Origin of the sequence: Streptomyces sp. NBC_00859 (genome assembly GCF_045161865.1) — a bacterium.
Lineage (GTDB): Bacteria > Actinomycetota > Actinomycetes > Streptomycetales > Streptomycetaceae > Streptomyces.
Genome location: NZ_CP108826.1, coordinates 4,270,001 through 4,285,178, shown reverse-complemented (window position 1 = coordinate 4,285,178; position 15,178 = coordinate 4,270,001). Strand labels below are relative to the sequence as shown.

Genomic DNA, 15,178 nt, shown 5'->3' with positions numbered 1-15,178 from the left:
CGGTTGAGGGGGCGTCCGCGGCATGAGCACCGGAGACGAGAACGACTACGGCAGCGACGCGGGCCGCTCCGACAGCATCGGCGGCTCCGGCCAGACCCGCACCCGCCTGCCAGAGGGCGACGGCGGCCCGTACGGCGGCGCCCGGCGGCCCGTACGCACCTCACGCTCCCTCGTCACCGTCGTCGGCGTCGTGGTGCTCCTCATCGCAGCCATCGCCTTCGCCAACCGCGGCGGCGGCAGCGACACGGCGGCGGACAGCACCGACGGGAAGAAACCGGGCCCGAACGCCACGGCGGCCTCCGGCGTCAAACCAGTCGCGGGCAGCAACGAAGGCATCGCGTCCGGCTTCGCCCACACCGACCAGGGTGCGCAGAGCGCGGCGGCGAATTACGCGGTGGCGCTCGGTTCTGACGGCATGTTCAAGAAGGACTCCCGCCACCGAATCGTGAACGCGGTGTACGCGCCCGACGTGGCGTCCGCCCAGCTGAGCGCACTGGACAAGGTCTACTCGGGCCGGAAGTTCCTGACGAGCATCGGGCTCAAGGCAGACGGCTCAGCTCCCACGGGCATGACCTTCGTCTCCCGTACCAACCCCGCGGGTGCCAAGACCGTCAAGACCGCCGCGGACACGGCCAGCGTTTCCGTCTGGTACTCCGCACTGTTCGGACTGGCGGGCGCAGGGTCCACCAACCCCGTCTCCGAGAGCTGGTACACGAACACCTTCGAGCTGAAGTGGATCAATGGCGACTGGAGAGTCACGGACTTCAGTCAGAAGGACGGTCCCGTCCCGGTCGGCCGCGACCAGACCGCCTCCAGCGCCAAGGACATGACTGACGCCGTGAAACAGTTCGGAGGGTTCACGTATGCCAGGTAAGCGCTCACGCCGTGCCCTCTCGCTGGCCTCCATGGCCGCAGCCGTCCAGACAGCCGCCATCCTGATGGCGACCCGTGCAGCCGCCGCTCCGTCACCGAGCCCGAGCCCCGGCGCGAGCAACGACGCCTGCGACCTGATCCGCGGCCGCGCCCGCGACTACTGCGAAGGCGACGCAGGCAGCTCCCACCCCAACAACACCCCCGCGGCCGACACCCTCGACCCCCTCTCCTCCCTGGCCAAGGGCTGCGCCGACGCCGCCGCCTGGATCGTCGGCAAGCTGTCCGACGCGGTGAAGGGCACGGCCAACGTCGACTTCACCAACAGCTCGTTCCTGCGCCAGTACGCCGTCGTCTTCGCCGCTTCCACCATCCTCACGCTCGTCCTCTGGCTCCTCGCCGTGGCCAAGCGCGCCGTCCGCGGTGTCCCGCTCACCACCGCGCTGTCCGAGGCGATCGGCTTCCTCTGGCTGACCGTCATCGCCTCCGCCTTCACACCGCTGATCCTCTACACACTGGTATCGGCGACCGACAGCGTCACCGAGGTCATCGCGTCCGCCACCGGCGGCAAGAACGACGTCTTCTTCGGGGCCTTCGCCGAAGCGCTCAAGAAGGGCTCCGACATCGGCGGCGGTCCGATCATGCTGATCGTCACCTCACTGGTGTCGATCCTCGCCGCAGGCGTCCTCTGGCTGGAACTCGTCATCCGGGCCGCCCTCCTGTACGCGGGTGCCCTCCTCGGCACCGTCGTCTACGCGGGGCTCGTCGACAAGAACATGTGGGGCCACGTCCGCCGCTGGGCCGGCATCATGATCGCGGTGATCATGATCAAACCGGTCATCGTCATCGTGCTCGGCCTCGCCGGCGCCCTCTCCTCCGGCAAGGGCCCCAACTCGTTCTCGGCCGTGGTCTCCGGCCTCGCGATCATCCTCCTCGCCATCTTCGCCAGCGGCATGATCTACCGATTCGTCCCCGGCTTCGGCGACGAGGTCGCCGCCTCCCGCACCAACCGCAAGTCCGCCACCGACGGCGCCCAGGCCGCCGCCATGATCAGCTCGCCCGCCGCCCTCGTGTCCCAGGGCATCAAGACCCACAGCAGCCGCGGCGGGGGCGGAAACGACAGCGGGAGCGGAGGCGGTGGCGGAGGCGGCAGCCGCCCGTCCAACCCCGTCTCCGGGGGCGTGGCGGCCCACAGCAGCCGCGGCGGCTCCGGCGGTGGCCAGGGCGGCGGAGGAGGCGGAACCGGCGGAAAGATCCCCAACGCCGCTTCCCCGCCCCGTAACAAGCCGAGCAGCACCGGAACCCACAGCACACGCAACAACGGCACAGGAGGAGGAGGGCGTTGACGACCCAGTCCCAGCCGGTCGCGCCCCGCCGTACGTACCTGATCGGCCGCGCCCGGCCATCGGCGATCGTCGGCAAGAACCGCGAGACGGGCGAGATCGCACTGATCATCGCGGGCGCCTTCGTCGGCATGATGTGCGGACTCCTCGTCCCCGTCCTGCCCCTGCGCATCGTGACCCTGACCGGCTTCCCGATGCTGGCACTCGCAGCGGTGTACGTCCCGTACAAGCACCGCACGTTCTACAAGTGGTTCGAGATCAACCGCAGTTACAAGCGCTCCCTGCGCCGCGGCACCGCCTACCGCTCCCCCACCATGGAGGCGGGCATCGCGCTGGACGGCCGCGAGGTCGAGATCGGCCCGCCCCCGGGCATCGGGCACATCAACTGGCTGGCAGCCCCCTTCGGACCCGACGAGATCGCCGTACTCCTGCACGCCGACCGCCGCACCGTCACCGCCGCCATCGAGATCGAGGGCCCCGGCGTCGGCCTGCGCGACTCGGAGGACCAGGAAGCCCTGGTGGACCGGTTCGGCACGCTGCTCAAGCACGTGGCCAACGGCGACGGGTTCGTCACCCGCCTGCAGATCCTCGCCCGCACCCTGCCCGCCGACCCGGACGCGCACGCCAAGGACGTCGCCCAGCGTGGCGACCCCCGCGCACCCGGCTGGCTCCAGGACTCGTACGACCAGCTCGCCTCCATGGTCTCCACCTCCAGCGAGCAGCACCGCGCCTACCTCGTGGCCTGCATGCACTTCACCCGCGAACTGGCGTCCGAGGCCCACACCATGGCGCGAGCGGCCCGGCCCACCGCGGGCCGGCGCCTCGACAAGGACGCCGGCCTGGCGGTCGTCATGGCCCGCGAGCTCACCGACATCTGCGCCCGGCTCGCCGAGGCCGACATCCGGGTACGCCAGCCGCTCGGCCAGGGACGGCTCTCCTCGCTCGTCCACTCCATGTACGACCCGGACCACCCCATCGACCACATCCAGGCGATGACCAAACGCAACGCCTGGCCCGCCGAGCTCGACGCCATGGAGCCCACCTACCTCCAGGCGAAGACCCGCGAGTCCTCCACCCGAGCGCCCTGGTGCCACGCCACCGCCTGGGTCAAGGAGTGGCCGATGACACCCGTCGGCGTCAACTTCCTCGCCCCGCTGCTCGTCCACACCCCGGACGTAATCCGCACGGTCGCGGTCTGCATGGACCTCGAACCGACCGAGGTCGCCATCGAGCGCATGCTCACCGAGAAGACCAACGACGAGGCCGAGGCCTCCCGCGCCGCCAAGATGAACCGGACCGTCGACCCGCGCGACGTCGCCACCCACGGCCGCCTCGACCAGCGCGGCGAAGACCTCGCGAGCGGCGCGGCCGGCGTCAACCTGGTCGGGTACATCACGGTCTCCTCCCGCTCACCCGAAGCACTGGCCCGCGACAAGCGGACCATCCGCGCATCGGCCGGCAAGTCGTATCTCAAGCTCGAATGGTGCGACCGCGAGCACCACCGCGCCTTTGTGAATACGCTGCCGTTCGCGACCGGCATCCGCCGATAGGGGCCCTGTGATGCGAGACCCGATGTCAGCCGTCACCGACGCCTTCGCCGCGTTCCTCTTCGGCAAGGTCGAGACGACCCGACTCCCCGTCCGTACGTCGACAGGCCAGGCCCAGGCGGTCTACCTGCCGACAGCCGCCCCCGGGCTCGGCGACTCCGGCGTGATCATCGGCCGCGAGGTCTACTCCGGCAAGGGGTACATCTACGACCCCTTCCAGCTGTACGGACAGCAGCTGCCCGCACCCCACTGGCTGGTGCTCGGCGAGTCCGGCAACGGAAAGTCCTCCCTGGAGAAGACCTACGTCCTGCGCCAGCTGCGCTTCAAGGACCGCCAGGTGGTCGTCCTGGACGCCCAGGGCGAGGACGGCGCGGGCGAATGGGCCCTCATCGCCCAGCAGCTGGGTATAACCCCCATCCGTCTTGACGCGATGGCAGCCCTCGACCACGGCATCCGCCTCAACCCGCTGGATCCGGCCATCGCCACCACGGGCCAGCTCGCGCTGCTCCGCACCATCATCGAAGTCGCCATGGGGCACGGCCTCGACGAACGCTCCGGCTTCGCGCTCAAGGTCGCGCACGCCTACGTCAACGAGACGATCGTCGACCGCCAGCCCGTCCTCACCGACATCGTCGAACAGCTCCGCCACCCCGAACCGGAGTCGGCGGAAGCGATGAACGTCGGCATAGACGATGTACGGGCCTGGGGCCTGGACGTCGCCCTCGTCCTCGACCGCCTGGTGGACGGTGACCTGCGCGGCATGTTCGACGGCCCCACCTCGGTCGGTATCGACCTGGACGCCCCGCTGATCGTCTTCGACCTGTCCCACATCGACCGCAACTCCATCGCCATGCCCATCCTGATGGCGATCGTCGGCGTCTGGCTGGAACACACCTGGATCCGCCCCGACCGCAAGAAGCGCATCTTCCTCGTCGAAGAGGCCTGGCACATCATCAACAGCCCCTTCGTGGCGCAGCTCTTCCAGCGCCTGCTGAAGTTCGGCCGGCGTCTCGGCCTGTCGTTCGTGGCCGTGGTCCACCACCTCTCGGACGTGGTGGACGGCGCGGCGGCCCGGGAAGCCGCGGCCATCCTCAAGATGGCGTCGACGCGGACGATCTACGCCCAGAAGGCCGACGAGGCACGGGCGACGGGCCGCGTCCTGGGCCTGCCCCGCTGGGCCGTCGAGATCATCCCCACCCTCACCCCGGGCATCGCGGTCTGGGACGTCAACGGCAATGTCCAGGTGGTCAAACACCTGATCACCGAGGCCGAACGCCCGCTGGTCTTCACCGACCGCGCGATGACCGAGTCGTCCACACCGGACGCCGACGACGCGCTGAGCCTCCAGCTGGAGACGGAGGCGGAGGAGCGGGCGGCCAGGATCGAGAGGAAACTGAACGAGTCCTCAGAGTCGACGGTGGCCTGAAATGCGCGACGCCCAGCACCCGGGGCCCCCTCAACCCCACCCGCACCAACCGCCGCACCAGCAGCGTCCCCAGCCGCCGTCACGCGGCATCCCGGACGGGCTGCTGATCGCGCTGATCGTCTTCCTGCTGGGCCTGACCTTCCTGGTCTGGCTGGCGACTGGTCTCTCCGCGACGTTCGCCCACGGCGCCTGGCCGGACGCGGTGAGCGTCCCGCACACCCCCGAGGCCATCCGCCAACTGGTCGCCTCACCCCACGATCTCGCGGCCGCCTGGCCGGACACCCCACCCGCCCAGCTCTCGGGGTACGGGCTGTTCTGGGGACTGCTCATCAGCGAACTCCTGGTACTGCTGGTGCTGACCGTCTTCGTCCTGGGCACGGTGACCCGCTGGCGCGCCGTACGCACCGCACGGCGGGCAGCCCTGGCCACGGCCGGGACCGCCTCGCCGTACGGACCGGGCGCACAGCACGCGGAGATGCCGGCCGACCCCAGCGGCACGGGACACGGCACGGCCCCCGGCACCGGACACGGCACCGAGCAGCCCGGCACGGAACAGCGCGGCGCCGACCCCGGCATGGCCCCGCAGCCCGCCACCGCACCCCATATCGCCCCACCACGGTCCCCCGCGGTGCCCCACGCCCCGAGTGCCTCAGCGGAGGGCCCGGCGGCCCACGCGAAGCCGTACGAACCCGAGCGGCACGAGCAGCCGAGCGAGGCCGCCGCCCTGGCAGCCGCCGGCCGGACCACCGGGGCGGCTCCCACCGTCCCCGCTTCCCCGGCCACCGCCGCCCCGGGCGCGATCGCCCCCGTCCCGGCCGCCGCCGAAGTCCTTCTGCCCGCGCCCCTGGTCCGCTTCGGGCCCGCACCCGCCCGCCGGGCCGCCGCTGTCCAGGCCGTGAGCGACGCCGCAGGCCCCGTCCTCGTCGTCACCTCATCACCCGCGGTCTGGTCGGAGACGAAGGACGCACGGGCCAAGCTGGGTCCCGTACTCGTCCACGACCCCGGGCATCTCTGCGACACCCCGGCCCGCCTCCACTGGTCGCCCACCAGCGGCTGCGAAAACGCCGACACCGCGGCAGCGCGGGCCATCGCCCTGCTCGCGCCGGTAAGGCCGTCCGCCCGCATCGACACGACCATGGCCGAGACCGCCGAAACCCTCCTGCGCAGCTGGCTGCACGCGGCGGCGGTGGACGGCCGCCCGTTCCGTCAGGTGCACCGCTGGGCCCAGGGGGCCGGTTCGGCCCATGAGCCCGTACGCATCCTGCGGACGCACGCCGGAGCAGCCGCAGGATCGGCCGGGCTCCTGGAATCGGCGCTCACGGCCCACCCCGAACGCCGGGACATCGCACGGGAGCTGACCGTCCGCGCCCTCGCCGTACTCTCGTCGGTCCACATCCGCGAAGCCTGCACACCGAACCGAACCGACACCCTCACCCTGGAATCATTCATCCACGAGGGGGGCACTCTCTATGTGGTGGGTGAAGCAATCGAGGACCCGCGCACGCACCCCGGCGCGATGCCGTTGCTCACCGCACTCGCATCAAGCGTGGTCGAGCACGGCCGCCGCTTGGCCGCAAGGTCAACTGACGGTCGGCTCGACCCACCAATGACACTCGTCCTCGACGACATCGCCGCCGTGGCCCCCCTCCCGCAGCTGCCCGAACTGCTGGCATCCGGCCACGAGCAGGGCCTGCACCCCCTGGCACTCCTCCGCTCCCGCGAACAGGCACGCAGCCGCTGGCCGCACCAGGAACTCCCGGACGCCACGCCGTTCTGACCGGTGTCCTGCCCCATGGTCCTGGCCTACGGCGACCCGTGGCGAGAGGCCGACCGACCGCGTCGAGGCCGGCCGCGACCGGCGTGCGGAACATCCCTCCGGCATCAGAACGCCTGCTTGTCCGAACCGGAACGGCCACCGTGATCGAGGTCCCGCCGCCGCGCACCTGAGACCGTGCCCTCCTCCCAGGTGCGCCACCAGAGGCGCCGGCCCGCAGGAGGGCCTGCGGCACATCGCCGGCAATAAGGGCTGGTCGCCAAGCTCCCGGAGGAGGAGCGCAGGCGCCGCGTGACGTCCCACACGGGCGCGATCATCGTCGCGGAGGGCGTCGGCAACTTCCTCAAGGTCCGCCTCCCCATCCGTCTGGACGATGGACGCACGGTGGTCTGCCTCGCCTGGGTCCACCTCCGGGCAGCCGTGATCGACGACTTCGTACGGCGGGTCCACAACGACAACCTGGCCGGCCACCGCTTCGAGGGCCTGCTGTGCAACGCCATCGGCCCCTGGGGCGAGGACGTCCTGCGCGCCCCCGTCATCCTCGGCGGCCAACGGACCAACGAGGACGGCTCGGTCCGCCGCAGCGACGTTCTGGAGTCCAGCGACCCCCTGCTCGGCAAGGTGCTGACCGAGACCTGGCCCGCAGCCTTCGTCATCGGCGACCGCTTTCCCCGCGCGCCCTCAAGCTGACGTCCGGCCGGGGAAGCAGGCCCGGGAGCGCGGAGCCCGACCGCGTAGGACCGGCGTCGGACACCCGACAGCATCCAGAGCCACACCGGGCGCGCCCCTCACACAACCAATCGCTGTCTGTCCCGTGACTCAGTTGTTTGCCCGCCTCCTCCGCCACCCGCTTTGATGCACGGGGTGCGGCATGTGACGGTCCGGGGCGGCGAGAGGTGAATGAGACATGACGGGCAGGCGGGCACTGGGCAGGCGGTTCGGGTGGCTGTGGGCGGCGTTCGCGGTCAGTTCGTACGGTACCGGGCTGGGCTTCGGCGCGTTTCCCCTGGTCGCGATCCTCGTACTGCACTCCGGACCGACCCAGGTCGCGGCGCTGGCCGCCACCGGTCGGGCAGTGGGAGCGCTGATCGCGGTACCCCTCGGGCCGTGGGTCGAGTTCCGCCGCAAGCGTCCCGTCATGGTGGCGATGGACCTGGTCCGCTTCGCGGCGCTGATGAGCATCCCGGTCACGTTCGCACTGGGCCTGCTCAGCTTCGCCCAACTCCTCGTCGTATCCGTCGTCATCGCAGCAGCCGACATCGCCTTCAAAGCGGCGAGCGGTGCCTATATGAAAGCGCTCGTGCCACCGGAGGACCTGCTCGTCGCGAACAGCCGCTTCGAGTCCACCACATGGACCGCGACGGTGGTCGGGCCACCGCTCGGCGGGGCCGCGATCGGCCTGTTCGGCCCGGTGGCGACCGTCGTGGCGGACGCGGTCAGTTACCTGCTCTCCGCACTGGGCATCCGCGCCATCGGCGGAACGGAACCGCTCCCCGCCCGGACCGGTACACCACGCCTGCGGGCAGGAGACCTGCTCGAAGGATGGCGCTACATCCTCGCTCACCCGGCGCTGCGCCCGCTGTTCTTCAACGCGATCACGGTCAACGGTCTGATCATGGCCACTCAGCCACTGCTCGCCGTACTCCTGCTGGGCCACCTCGGGTTCGCGCCCTGGCAGTACGGCCTCGCGTTCGCGGCACCCTGCGTCGGCGGACTCGTCGGCTCACGCCTCGCAGGCCGGCTCGTCGCCCGGTTCGGGCACCACACGGTCATGCGCACCGTCGGGGCGCTCCGTGCGTGCTGGCCCGTCGGCCTGGCGTTCGTCCAGCCCGGCATCCCAGGACTCGTACTCATCATCGTCGTCCAGCTCGGCCTGGTCACCTGCTGCGGCGTGTTCAACCCGGTGCTCGCCACCCACCGTCTCGACCACACCGACCCCACCCGGATCGCCCGCACCCTGTCCGCGTGGTCGGTCAGCAGCAGCGCCGCCATCGCGGCCCTGACCGCCCTGTGGGGACTGCTCGCCGCTCTCACCGGCCCGCGCACCGCGATCGCAGTCGCCGGGATCCTCCTCCTCGCCACCCCGCTGCTCCTCCCCCGCCGCGAGCACACGCCTCACAACAGGCTCGCCGGAGCCGGAGCCCTCGACCGCGCCTGAGCCAAGGTCCGGGCTCACGGGGCCGGTGGCGCACTCACGAGGCCGGGACGAGCTCCCGAGGCCGTCGCGGGCTCCTGAACGCGGGACCGGGGCTGCCCTGAAGACCGCGGTGCCGACAGGGCAGATTACGCCCATGAGTTACAGCATTTTCATGCTCCGGTTCGTGGACGGTGAAACCGTCGCCCTGGATGCCGAACGGCTCCGGCAGGTGATCGAGCCGTACGTGGTGGCGGGCGGCCCGGAGGAGGCTTTCTCCCAGCTCCGTGCGGCGGACGGGGGCGAGGCGGACCTCTACCACGAGTCCAGCCGCGAGAACGGAATGCCGTGTGTCACGGCGACTCACTTCGCCCGCGGCACGATGTACGGCGTACTCGCCCGGCTGGCGGCAGCCCTCGGGGCCTCGGTCCTTCCCCAGGGCGGAGGCGCCCTGATCTTCCACGAGAACGATCGCCGCCACCTGCCGGCCGGCCTCCAGGGCGAGGCGCTTGTCGTGGCCCCGACGGCAGAAGCGCTCCGGGCGGCCATCGACGCACCCTGAGCCGACCCGTGACCGCCCGCTCCGGGCGGCCATCGACGCACCCTGAGCCGACCCGTGACCGCCCGCTCCGGGCGGCCATCGACGCACCCTGAGCCGACCCGTGACCGCCCCCTCATTCCCAGTCCCAGTCGATCCCGACCAGACCGGGCCCCACCCCCTGCTCCACGATGTGCACGCAATGGTGCGGCCCGCTGAGCGTCAGATCCCGGCGGGCCCCGCGTACCGCCCCCGCAGTGGCCTGCACGAAGCGCCGGCAGCGCACGGGGAGCGCCTGCTCGTCGAAGCGCACCTGAAGGACGTACTGGCCCCCCGCGAAGCTGAAGCCGCGCACATGCTCACTGCTCGGCCCGCCGGTGCCGTCCTCGAACCCGTACCCGAAGACGTACGTGTCCCCCACCCGCAGCCGGGCGTCGAACAGCAGCTCAGCCACGACCACCCCGGTCTCCCGCCGCCAGCGCACCCGCCCCGTACGGCAGTTCTCCCCGGCCACCACCGTCACCTGCCCCGGGTCGCACCCGGCGTCCCCGTGGTGGATGGCCACATAGCGGTCCACCCCGTCACGGTGCGCCCGGACGACATGCTGCGAGGAGCGCCCGACGAGGCACCGGTCCGCCCCGATCCGTACGGACTCGTGGTGGGCCACCGTATGCAGCCCACCGTCCGCCGGGTTCTCCATCTCGGCCAGCAGCCCCTCAAGGACGGCCGCACCCGTCACCAGAGAACGGTACGAACGAGTGGCGGGCCTGTCCGCCACCCCGCGCGGACCGCCGCCCTCCGCGCCTTCGCCCTCCTGGGCCAGCAGCCGCACCAGCGAACCGGCGGGCAGCCACAGCACCTCCTCCAGCGCGCCGACCGCCCGCAGCGACTCGGCCCGCCGAGGCCTGCGCACCCCCTGCTGCCAGTAACTCAGGCTCGTCACACCGACCTTGATCCCCCGGCTCGCCAGATGATGCTGGACCCGGTGCAACGGCAGCCCTCGTCCGGCCAACGCGGCGCGCAGCGCGAGGTGGAACGGCCCAGTACGGAGCACCCTGGCCAGTTCGCTCCCCGCGGCCACCGGACCCGGCCCCGTGATCCGCTCCATCAGCACCCCTCCGGTTCCGGTGAACATTCACGGCGGACGGCGCAGCAGCGCAGCCGGCGGAGCAGACCCGTGCAGGTGGAGAGGGGGGCCGTTCACAACCGGCCACGCGCCATTCACAGTGCCGTATCCCCGCGTATTCAACCGCGTTGACCCGTACTCAACAACACCCGATGCTCACCACAGCGTCCGGACGCACTCCTCCAACCCGACCCCCACAACGGGAGGAACGCGATGCGCACCCTCAGGAGACGGCTGTCACTGGCCGCCATCGGCACCATGGCAGCCCTGTTCGCCCTGCCCACCGCGGCGGCGGCCGCCGTCCCCGCGGCCCACGGCCGGGCCCTCGCCACGGCGACCACCGCGGCCCCGGGCGCCAAGCGTCTGAACATCACCATGCAGGAGCAGCAGCAGACCAACTGGTGCTGGGCCGCGAGCGGAAACACCATCGCAAGCTGGTACGGGCGGAACTACAGCCAGAACCAGTTCTGCAACGCGGCTTTCGGCCGCAGCCAGAACGGCACCTGCCCGAACGGCCAAGCCACGCTCGGCAACGTCCAGGACGGCCTCAACTGGGCTGGAATCACTCCGGGTTCATATGTGACCGGCTGGCTCCAGTACTCCACCGTGCAGACCGAGATCAACGCGGGACGCCCCATCGCCGACCGCATCCAGTGGGCTTCCGGCGGCGGCCATATGAACGTGATCTACGGCTATGACACGAGCAGCGACTGGGTCTACTGGGGCGACCCATGGCCCTCCGACAACCGTTACAACTGGGCGGCGCACGACTGGTACGTCAACAACAACGAATTCTCCTGGACCCACTCGCTCTACCGGATCGGGGCCTGAGCACCATGCGCAGACGCCTCCCGCAGACACCCCCCGCACCTGACAGCCGCACCGTCCTGCGAGCGCTCATCGCCGGAGCCGCGGCCACAGCGGTACTCGCCCTCGCCCCCGGCGCGTCCGCAGCCGACCACCCCACCGGGCCCGCCCCGCGCCTCACCGACTCACCGGCGGGGCGCAGCGCCGCGCAACGCGCTGCGAAAACCTCCGGCACCCTCCACACGCTGGCACACTTCTTCGCCACCTCCGGCGCTCACCCCGGCCCAGCGGCGTCAACCGCCGGAGCAACCCCGGGGATCGAGGGCCCGGCCGTGCCCGTCTACACGCTCTCCGCCGCTTTCGTCGCCGGGCGGCCCGGCGCCCCCATTGCCCGGCTGGACTTCCTCGCCAGTACCGCGGTCGCCTCCGACGGCCGGAAGGCCTCGGTGTGGACAGTCCCCCACGGCTCCTCCTGGCAGGTCGTCAACATCGCCACCGGCGACGACGAGGCGCGCTACGCGGCCAGAGGCGCCGCCGCGCTGCCCGGAGGCACCGTCTTCCGTGAACCGCAGATCAACGGCTGGTACGTGGTGAAGGGCGCCCGTGTCCTCCCCCTGGACGCCGAGGCCGTACGCGCTGTCGGTGCCCGCGGAACGACCCTCCCCGCCTACCAGCACCGGGTGCACCAGGCGTACGGCGACAAGCTGCCCGGTTCGGCGTACGCCACGAAGGGCGAGGCGGGAGGCTACGCCGAGAGCGCCGGCCCGCAGCGGACCGCCACGCGCCCGGCCACGAGGTCCGCCTCCGCGGCATCCCGGAGCGCCGCCGCAGCACCCGGCCCGAACAGAACGTCGCTGCTGGCAGGCGGGGCAGGGGCGCTGGTGCTGGGTCTCGGCGCCCTGTCCGTGCGCCGCAGGGCCCGTCACACGGGTCGTTCAACCGCCATCTCCAGCTCGCGCCCCACCGTGCCGCCGGGACCCGGGACGGCGTAACCAGTCGGCACGAAACCGAACTTGCGGTAGAAACCGGCAGCCCTGCCATTGCCCTGGTGCACAAAGAGCCGTACCCGATCCAGCCGCGGCTCGGCGAGCGACCAGGCCCACTCGATCGCCGCACGGAAGAGCTCCTCGGTGAGGCCGGTCCCCCTGAACTCCGGCCGCACGAACACCGCGACGAGATGCGCCTGCGATACGGAGCTCACTTCGCCGAAGATGCCCTCGGCCCCGACCGGTTCGACCAGCACGACCACCGTGCCGGCCCACTCCCCGTCGGGGCCCTCCGCCACGAACTGCCGTGCGGGGCCCCCTTCAGAGGCTCCGGTCACACGGTCCTGCCAGTAGGAATCGGGGCGCGCGACAGCGTTCTCATAGGTCTCCAGAAACGCCACAGGGGCCGCAGGGTCCTGCAGAGAAATCAGACGCAGCTCCTTGGCCTTGAGCCACTCGTCGGCGCGCACCACTCGTATGACGTGATCCATGCGCGGATCCTGCCAGACGGCCCACCCGGCCCGCACATCGATTTCCACCGCTTCAGACGCTCACACCGCTTGAACTTGAACCGCACGTGAACGCAAAAATGCCTCAGTCCCGGACCATAACGGTCCGGGACTGAGGCTAAAAATTGTTCGGCGGCGTCCTACTCTCCCACAGGGTCCCCCCTGCAGTACCATCGGCGCTGAAAGGCTTAGCTTCCGGGTTCGGAATGTAACCGGGCGTTTCCCTAACGCAATGACCACCGAAACACTATGAAATTAACCAACACCGGATACAACACGGTCGTTCGTTATTTCAGAACTAACACAGTGGACGCGAGCAACTGAGGACAAGCCCTCGGCCTATTAGTACCAGTCAGCTCCACCCGTTACCGGGCTTCCACATCTGGCCTATCAACCCAGTCGTCTACTGGGAGCCTTAACCCCTCAAAGGGGGTGGGAATACTCATCTCGAAGCAGGCTTCCCGCTTAGATGCTTTCAGCGGTTATCCTTTCCGAACGTAGCCAACCAGCCATGCCCTTGGCAGGACAACTGGCACACCAGAGGTTCGTCCGTCCCGGTCCTCTCGTACTAGGGACAGCCCTTCTCAATATTCCTACGCGCGCAGAGGATAGGGACCGAACTGTCTCACGACGTTCTAAACCCAGCTCGCGTACCGCTTTAATGGGCGAACAGCCCAACCCTTGGGACCGACTCCAGCCCCAGGATGCGACGAGCCGACATCGAGGTGCCAAACCATCCCGTCGATATGGACTCTTGGGGAAGATCAGCCTGTTATCCCCGGGGTACCTTTTATCCGTTGAGCGACAGCGCTTCCACAAGCCACTGCCGGATCACTAGTCCCGACTTTCGTCCCTGCTCGACCCGTCGGTCTCACAGTCAAGCTCCCTTGTGCACTTACACTCAACACCTGATTGCCAACCAGGCTGAGGGAACCTTTGGGCGCCTCCGTTACTCTTTAGGAGGCAACCGCCCCAGTTAAACTACCCATCAGACACTGTCCCTGATCCGGATCACGGACCGAGGTTAGACATCCAGCACGACCAGAGTGGTATTTCAACGACGACTCCACAACCACTGGCGTGGCCGCTTCAAAGTCTCCCACCTATCCTACACAAGCCGAACCGAACACCAATATCAAACTGTAGTAAAGGTCCCGGGGTCTTTCCGTCCTTCTGCGCGAAACGAGCATCTTTACTCGTAGTGCAATTTCACCGGGCCTATGGTTGAGACAGTCGAGAAGTCGTTACGCCATTCGTGCAGGTCGGAACTTACCCGACAAGGAATTTCGCTACCTTAGGATGGTTATAGTTACCACCGCCGTTTACTGGCGCTTAAGTTCTCAGCTTCGCCACACCGAAATGTGACTAACCGGTCCCCTTAACGTTCCAGCACCGGGCAGGCGTCAGTCCGTATACATCGCCTTACGGCTTCGCACGGACCTGTGTTTTTAGTAAACAGTCGCTTCTCGCTGGTCTCTGCGGCCACCCCCAGCTCACCGAGTAAATCGGATCACCAGAAATGGCCCCCCTTCTCCCGAAGTTACGGGGGCATTTTGCCGAGTTCCTTAACCATAGTTCACCCGAACGCCTCGGTATTCTCTACCTGACCACCTGAGTCGGTTTAGGGTACGGGCCGCCATGAAACTCGCTAGAGGCTTTTCTCGACAGCATAGGATCATCCACTTCACCACAATCGGCTCGGCATCAGGTCTCACCCTTAATGTCATCCGGATTTACCTGGACAACGGGCTACACCCTTACCCCGGGACAACCACCGCCCGGGTTGGACTACCTTCCTGCGTCACCCCATCGCTTACCTACTACCACCTTGGTTCGACGGCTCCACCACTTCCCTTTCCCCGAAGGGTCCAGGACGGCTTCACGGCCTTAGCATCAGAGGATTCAGTATTGGGCGTTTCAAAGCGGGTACCGGAATATCAACCGGTTGTCCATCGACTACGCCTGTCGGCCTCGCCTTAGGTCCCGACTTACCCTGGGCAGATCAGCTTGACCCAGGAACCCTTAGTCAATCGGCGCACACGTTTCTCACGTGTGTATCGCTACTCATGCCTGCATTCTCACTCGTGAACCGTCCACAACTCGCTTCCGCGGCTGCTT

Annotated in this window: 12 protein-coding genes and 2 rRNA genes (1 of these 14 only partly in view); 10 read left to right on the top strand and 4 right to left on the bottom strand. The window is 69.0% G+C overall.

The genetic code is table 11. From position 1 onward, the window contains the following. The first annotated feature begins 22 nt into the window (after positions 1 to 22). From OG584_RS18415 to OG584_RS18380, 8 genes are all read left to right on the top strand, one after another. Positions 23 to 874, top strand: a complete 852-nt coding sequence (locus tag OG584_RS18415; protein WP_405779180.1) for a hypothetical protein — start codon at positions 23 to 25, stop codon at positions 872 to 874. Continuing rightward, positions 864 to 2,216, top strand: coding sequence for a hypothetical protein (locus OG584_RS18410; RefSeq protein ID WP_405779178.1), 1,353 nt, complete (start codon positions 864 to 866; stop codon positions 2,214 to 2,216). Before OG584_RS18415 ends, OG584_RS18410 begins: the two co-directional genes overlap by 11 nt. Next, positions 2,213 to 3,763 carry an SCO6880 family protein gene (locus OG584_RS18405; protein WP_405779176.1) on the top strand — a complete coding sequence of 517 codons (1,551 nt, stop codon included), beginning with the start codon at positions 2,213 to 2,215 and terminating at the stop codon, positions 3,761 to 3,763. Before OG584_RS18410 ends, OG584_RS18405 begins: the two co-directional genes overlap by 4 nt. 10 nt (positions 3,764 to 3,773) lie before the next feature. After that, positions 3,774 to 5,186 (top strand): ATP-binding protein, encoded by a 1,413-nt coding sequence (locus OG584_RS18400; protein ID WP_405779174.1) that lies wholly within the window; start codon positions 3,774 to 3,776, stop codon positions 5,184 to 5,186. 1 nt (position 5,187) lies between these two features. Then, positions 5,188 to 6,963, top strand: a complete 1,776-nt coding sequence (locus OG584_RS18395; protein WP_405779172.1) for a type VI secretion protein — start codon at positions 5,188 to 5,190, stop codon at positions 6,961 to 6,963. A 288-nt stretch (positions 6,964 to 7,251) separates the two neighbouring features. Further along, the gene (locus OG584_RS18390) at positions 7,252 to 7,650 is read left to right on the top strand and encodes a hypothetical protein (RefSeq protein ID WP_405779170.1); all 399 of its coding nucleotides are present in this window, start codon (positions 7,252 to 7,254) and stop codon (positions 7,648 to 7,650) included. A 217-nt stretch (positions 7,651 to 7,867) separates the two neighbouring features. Then, a complete protein-coding gene (locus OG584_RS18385; RefSeq protein ID WP_405779168.1) occupies positions 7,868 to 9,118 on the top strand; it encodes an MFS transporter in 1,251 nt (416 codons plus the stop codon). A gap of 133 nt (positions 9,119 to 9,251) precedes the next feature. Then, positions 9,252 to 9,656 carry a hypothetical protein gene (locus OG584_RS18380; protein ID WP_405779166.1) on the top strand — a complete coding sequence of 135 codons (405 nt, stop codon included), beginning with the start codon at positions 9,252 to 9,254 and terminating at the stop codon, positions 9,654 to 9,656. 112 nt (positions 9,657 to 9,768) lie between these two features. Here OG584_RS18380 and OG584_RS18375 read toward each other — a convergent pair whose 3' ends face one another. After that, positions 9,769 to 10,740, bottom strand: a complete 972-nt coding sequence (locus OG584_RS18375; protein WP_405779164.1) for a hypothetical protein — start codon at positions 10,738 to 10,740, stop codon at positions 9,769 to 9,771. A 231-nt stretch (positions 10,741 to 10,971) separates the two neighbouring features. Between OG584_RS18375 and OG584_RS18370 the strand changes: the two genes are divergently transcribed. Together OG584_RS18370 and OG584_RS18365 are read left to right on the top strand one after the other, a co-directional pair. Continuing rightward, positions 10,972 to 11,589 carry a papain-like cysteine protease family protein gene (locus tag OG584_RS18370; protein ID WP_405779162.1) on the top strand — a complete coding sequence of 206 codons (618 nt, stop codon included), beginning with the start codon at positions 10,972 to 10,974 and terminating at the stop codon, positions 11,587 to 11,589. Positions 11,590 to 11,594: 5 nt separating this feature from the next. Beyond that, the gene (locus OG584_RS18365; RefSeq protein WP_405779160.1) at positions 11,595 to 12,557 is read left to right on the top strand and encodes a hypothetical protein; all 963 of its coding nucleotides are present in this window, start codon (positions 11,595 to 11,597) and stop codon (positions 12,555 to 12,557) included. On the opposite strand, the gene OG584_RS18360 is transcribed toward OG584_RS18365, so the two are convergent. The 3 genes from OG584_RS18360 to OG584_RS18350 all read right to left on the bottom strand — a co-directional run. Next, positions 12,488 to 13,042, bottom strand: coding sequence for a GNAT family N-acetyltransferase (locus tag OG584_RS18360; protein WP_405779159.1), 555 nt, complete (start codon positions 13,040 to 13,042; stop codon positions 12,488 to 12,490). The two genes, OG584_RS18365 and OG584_RS18360, sit on opposite strands and share 70 nt — an antisense overlap. Before the next feature lie 145 nt (positions 13,043 to 13,187). Further along, positions 13,188 to 13,304, bottom strand: a 5S ribosomal RNA gene (rrf, locus tag OG584_RS18355). Positions 13,305 to 13,382: 78 nt separating this feature from the next. After that, a 23S ribosomal RNA gene (locus tag OG584_RS18350) occupies positions 13,383 to 15,178 on the bottom strand (it continues 1,329 nt past the right edge of the window).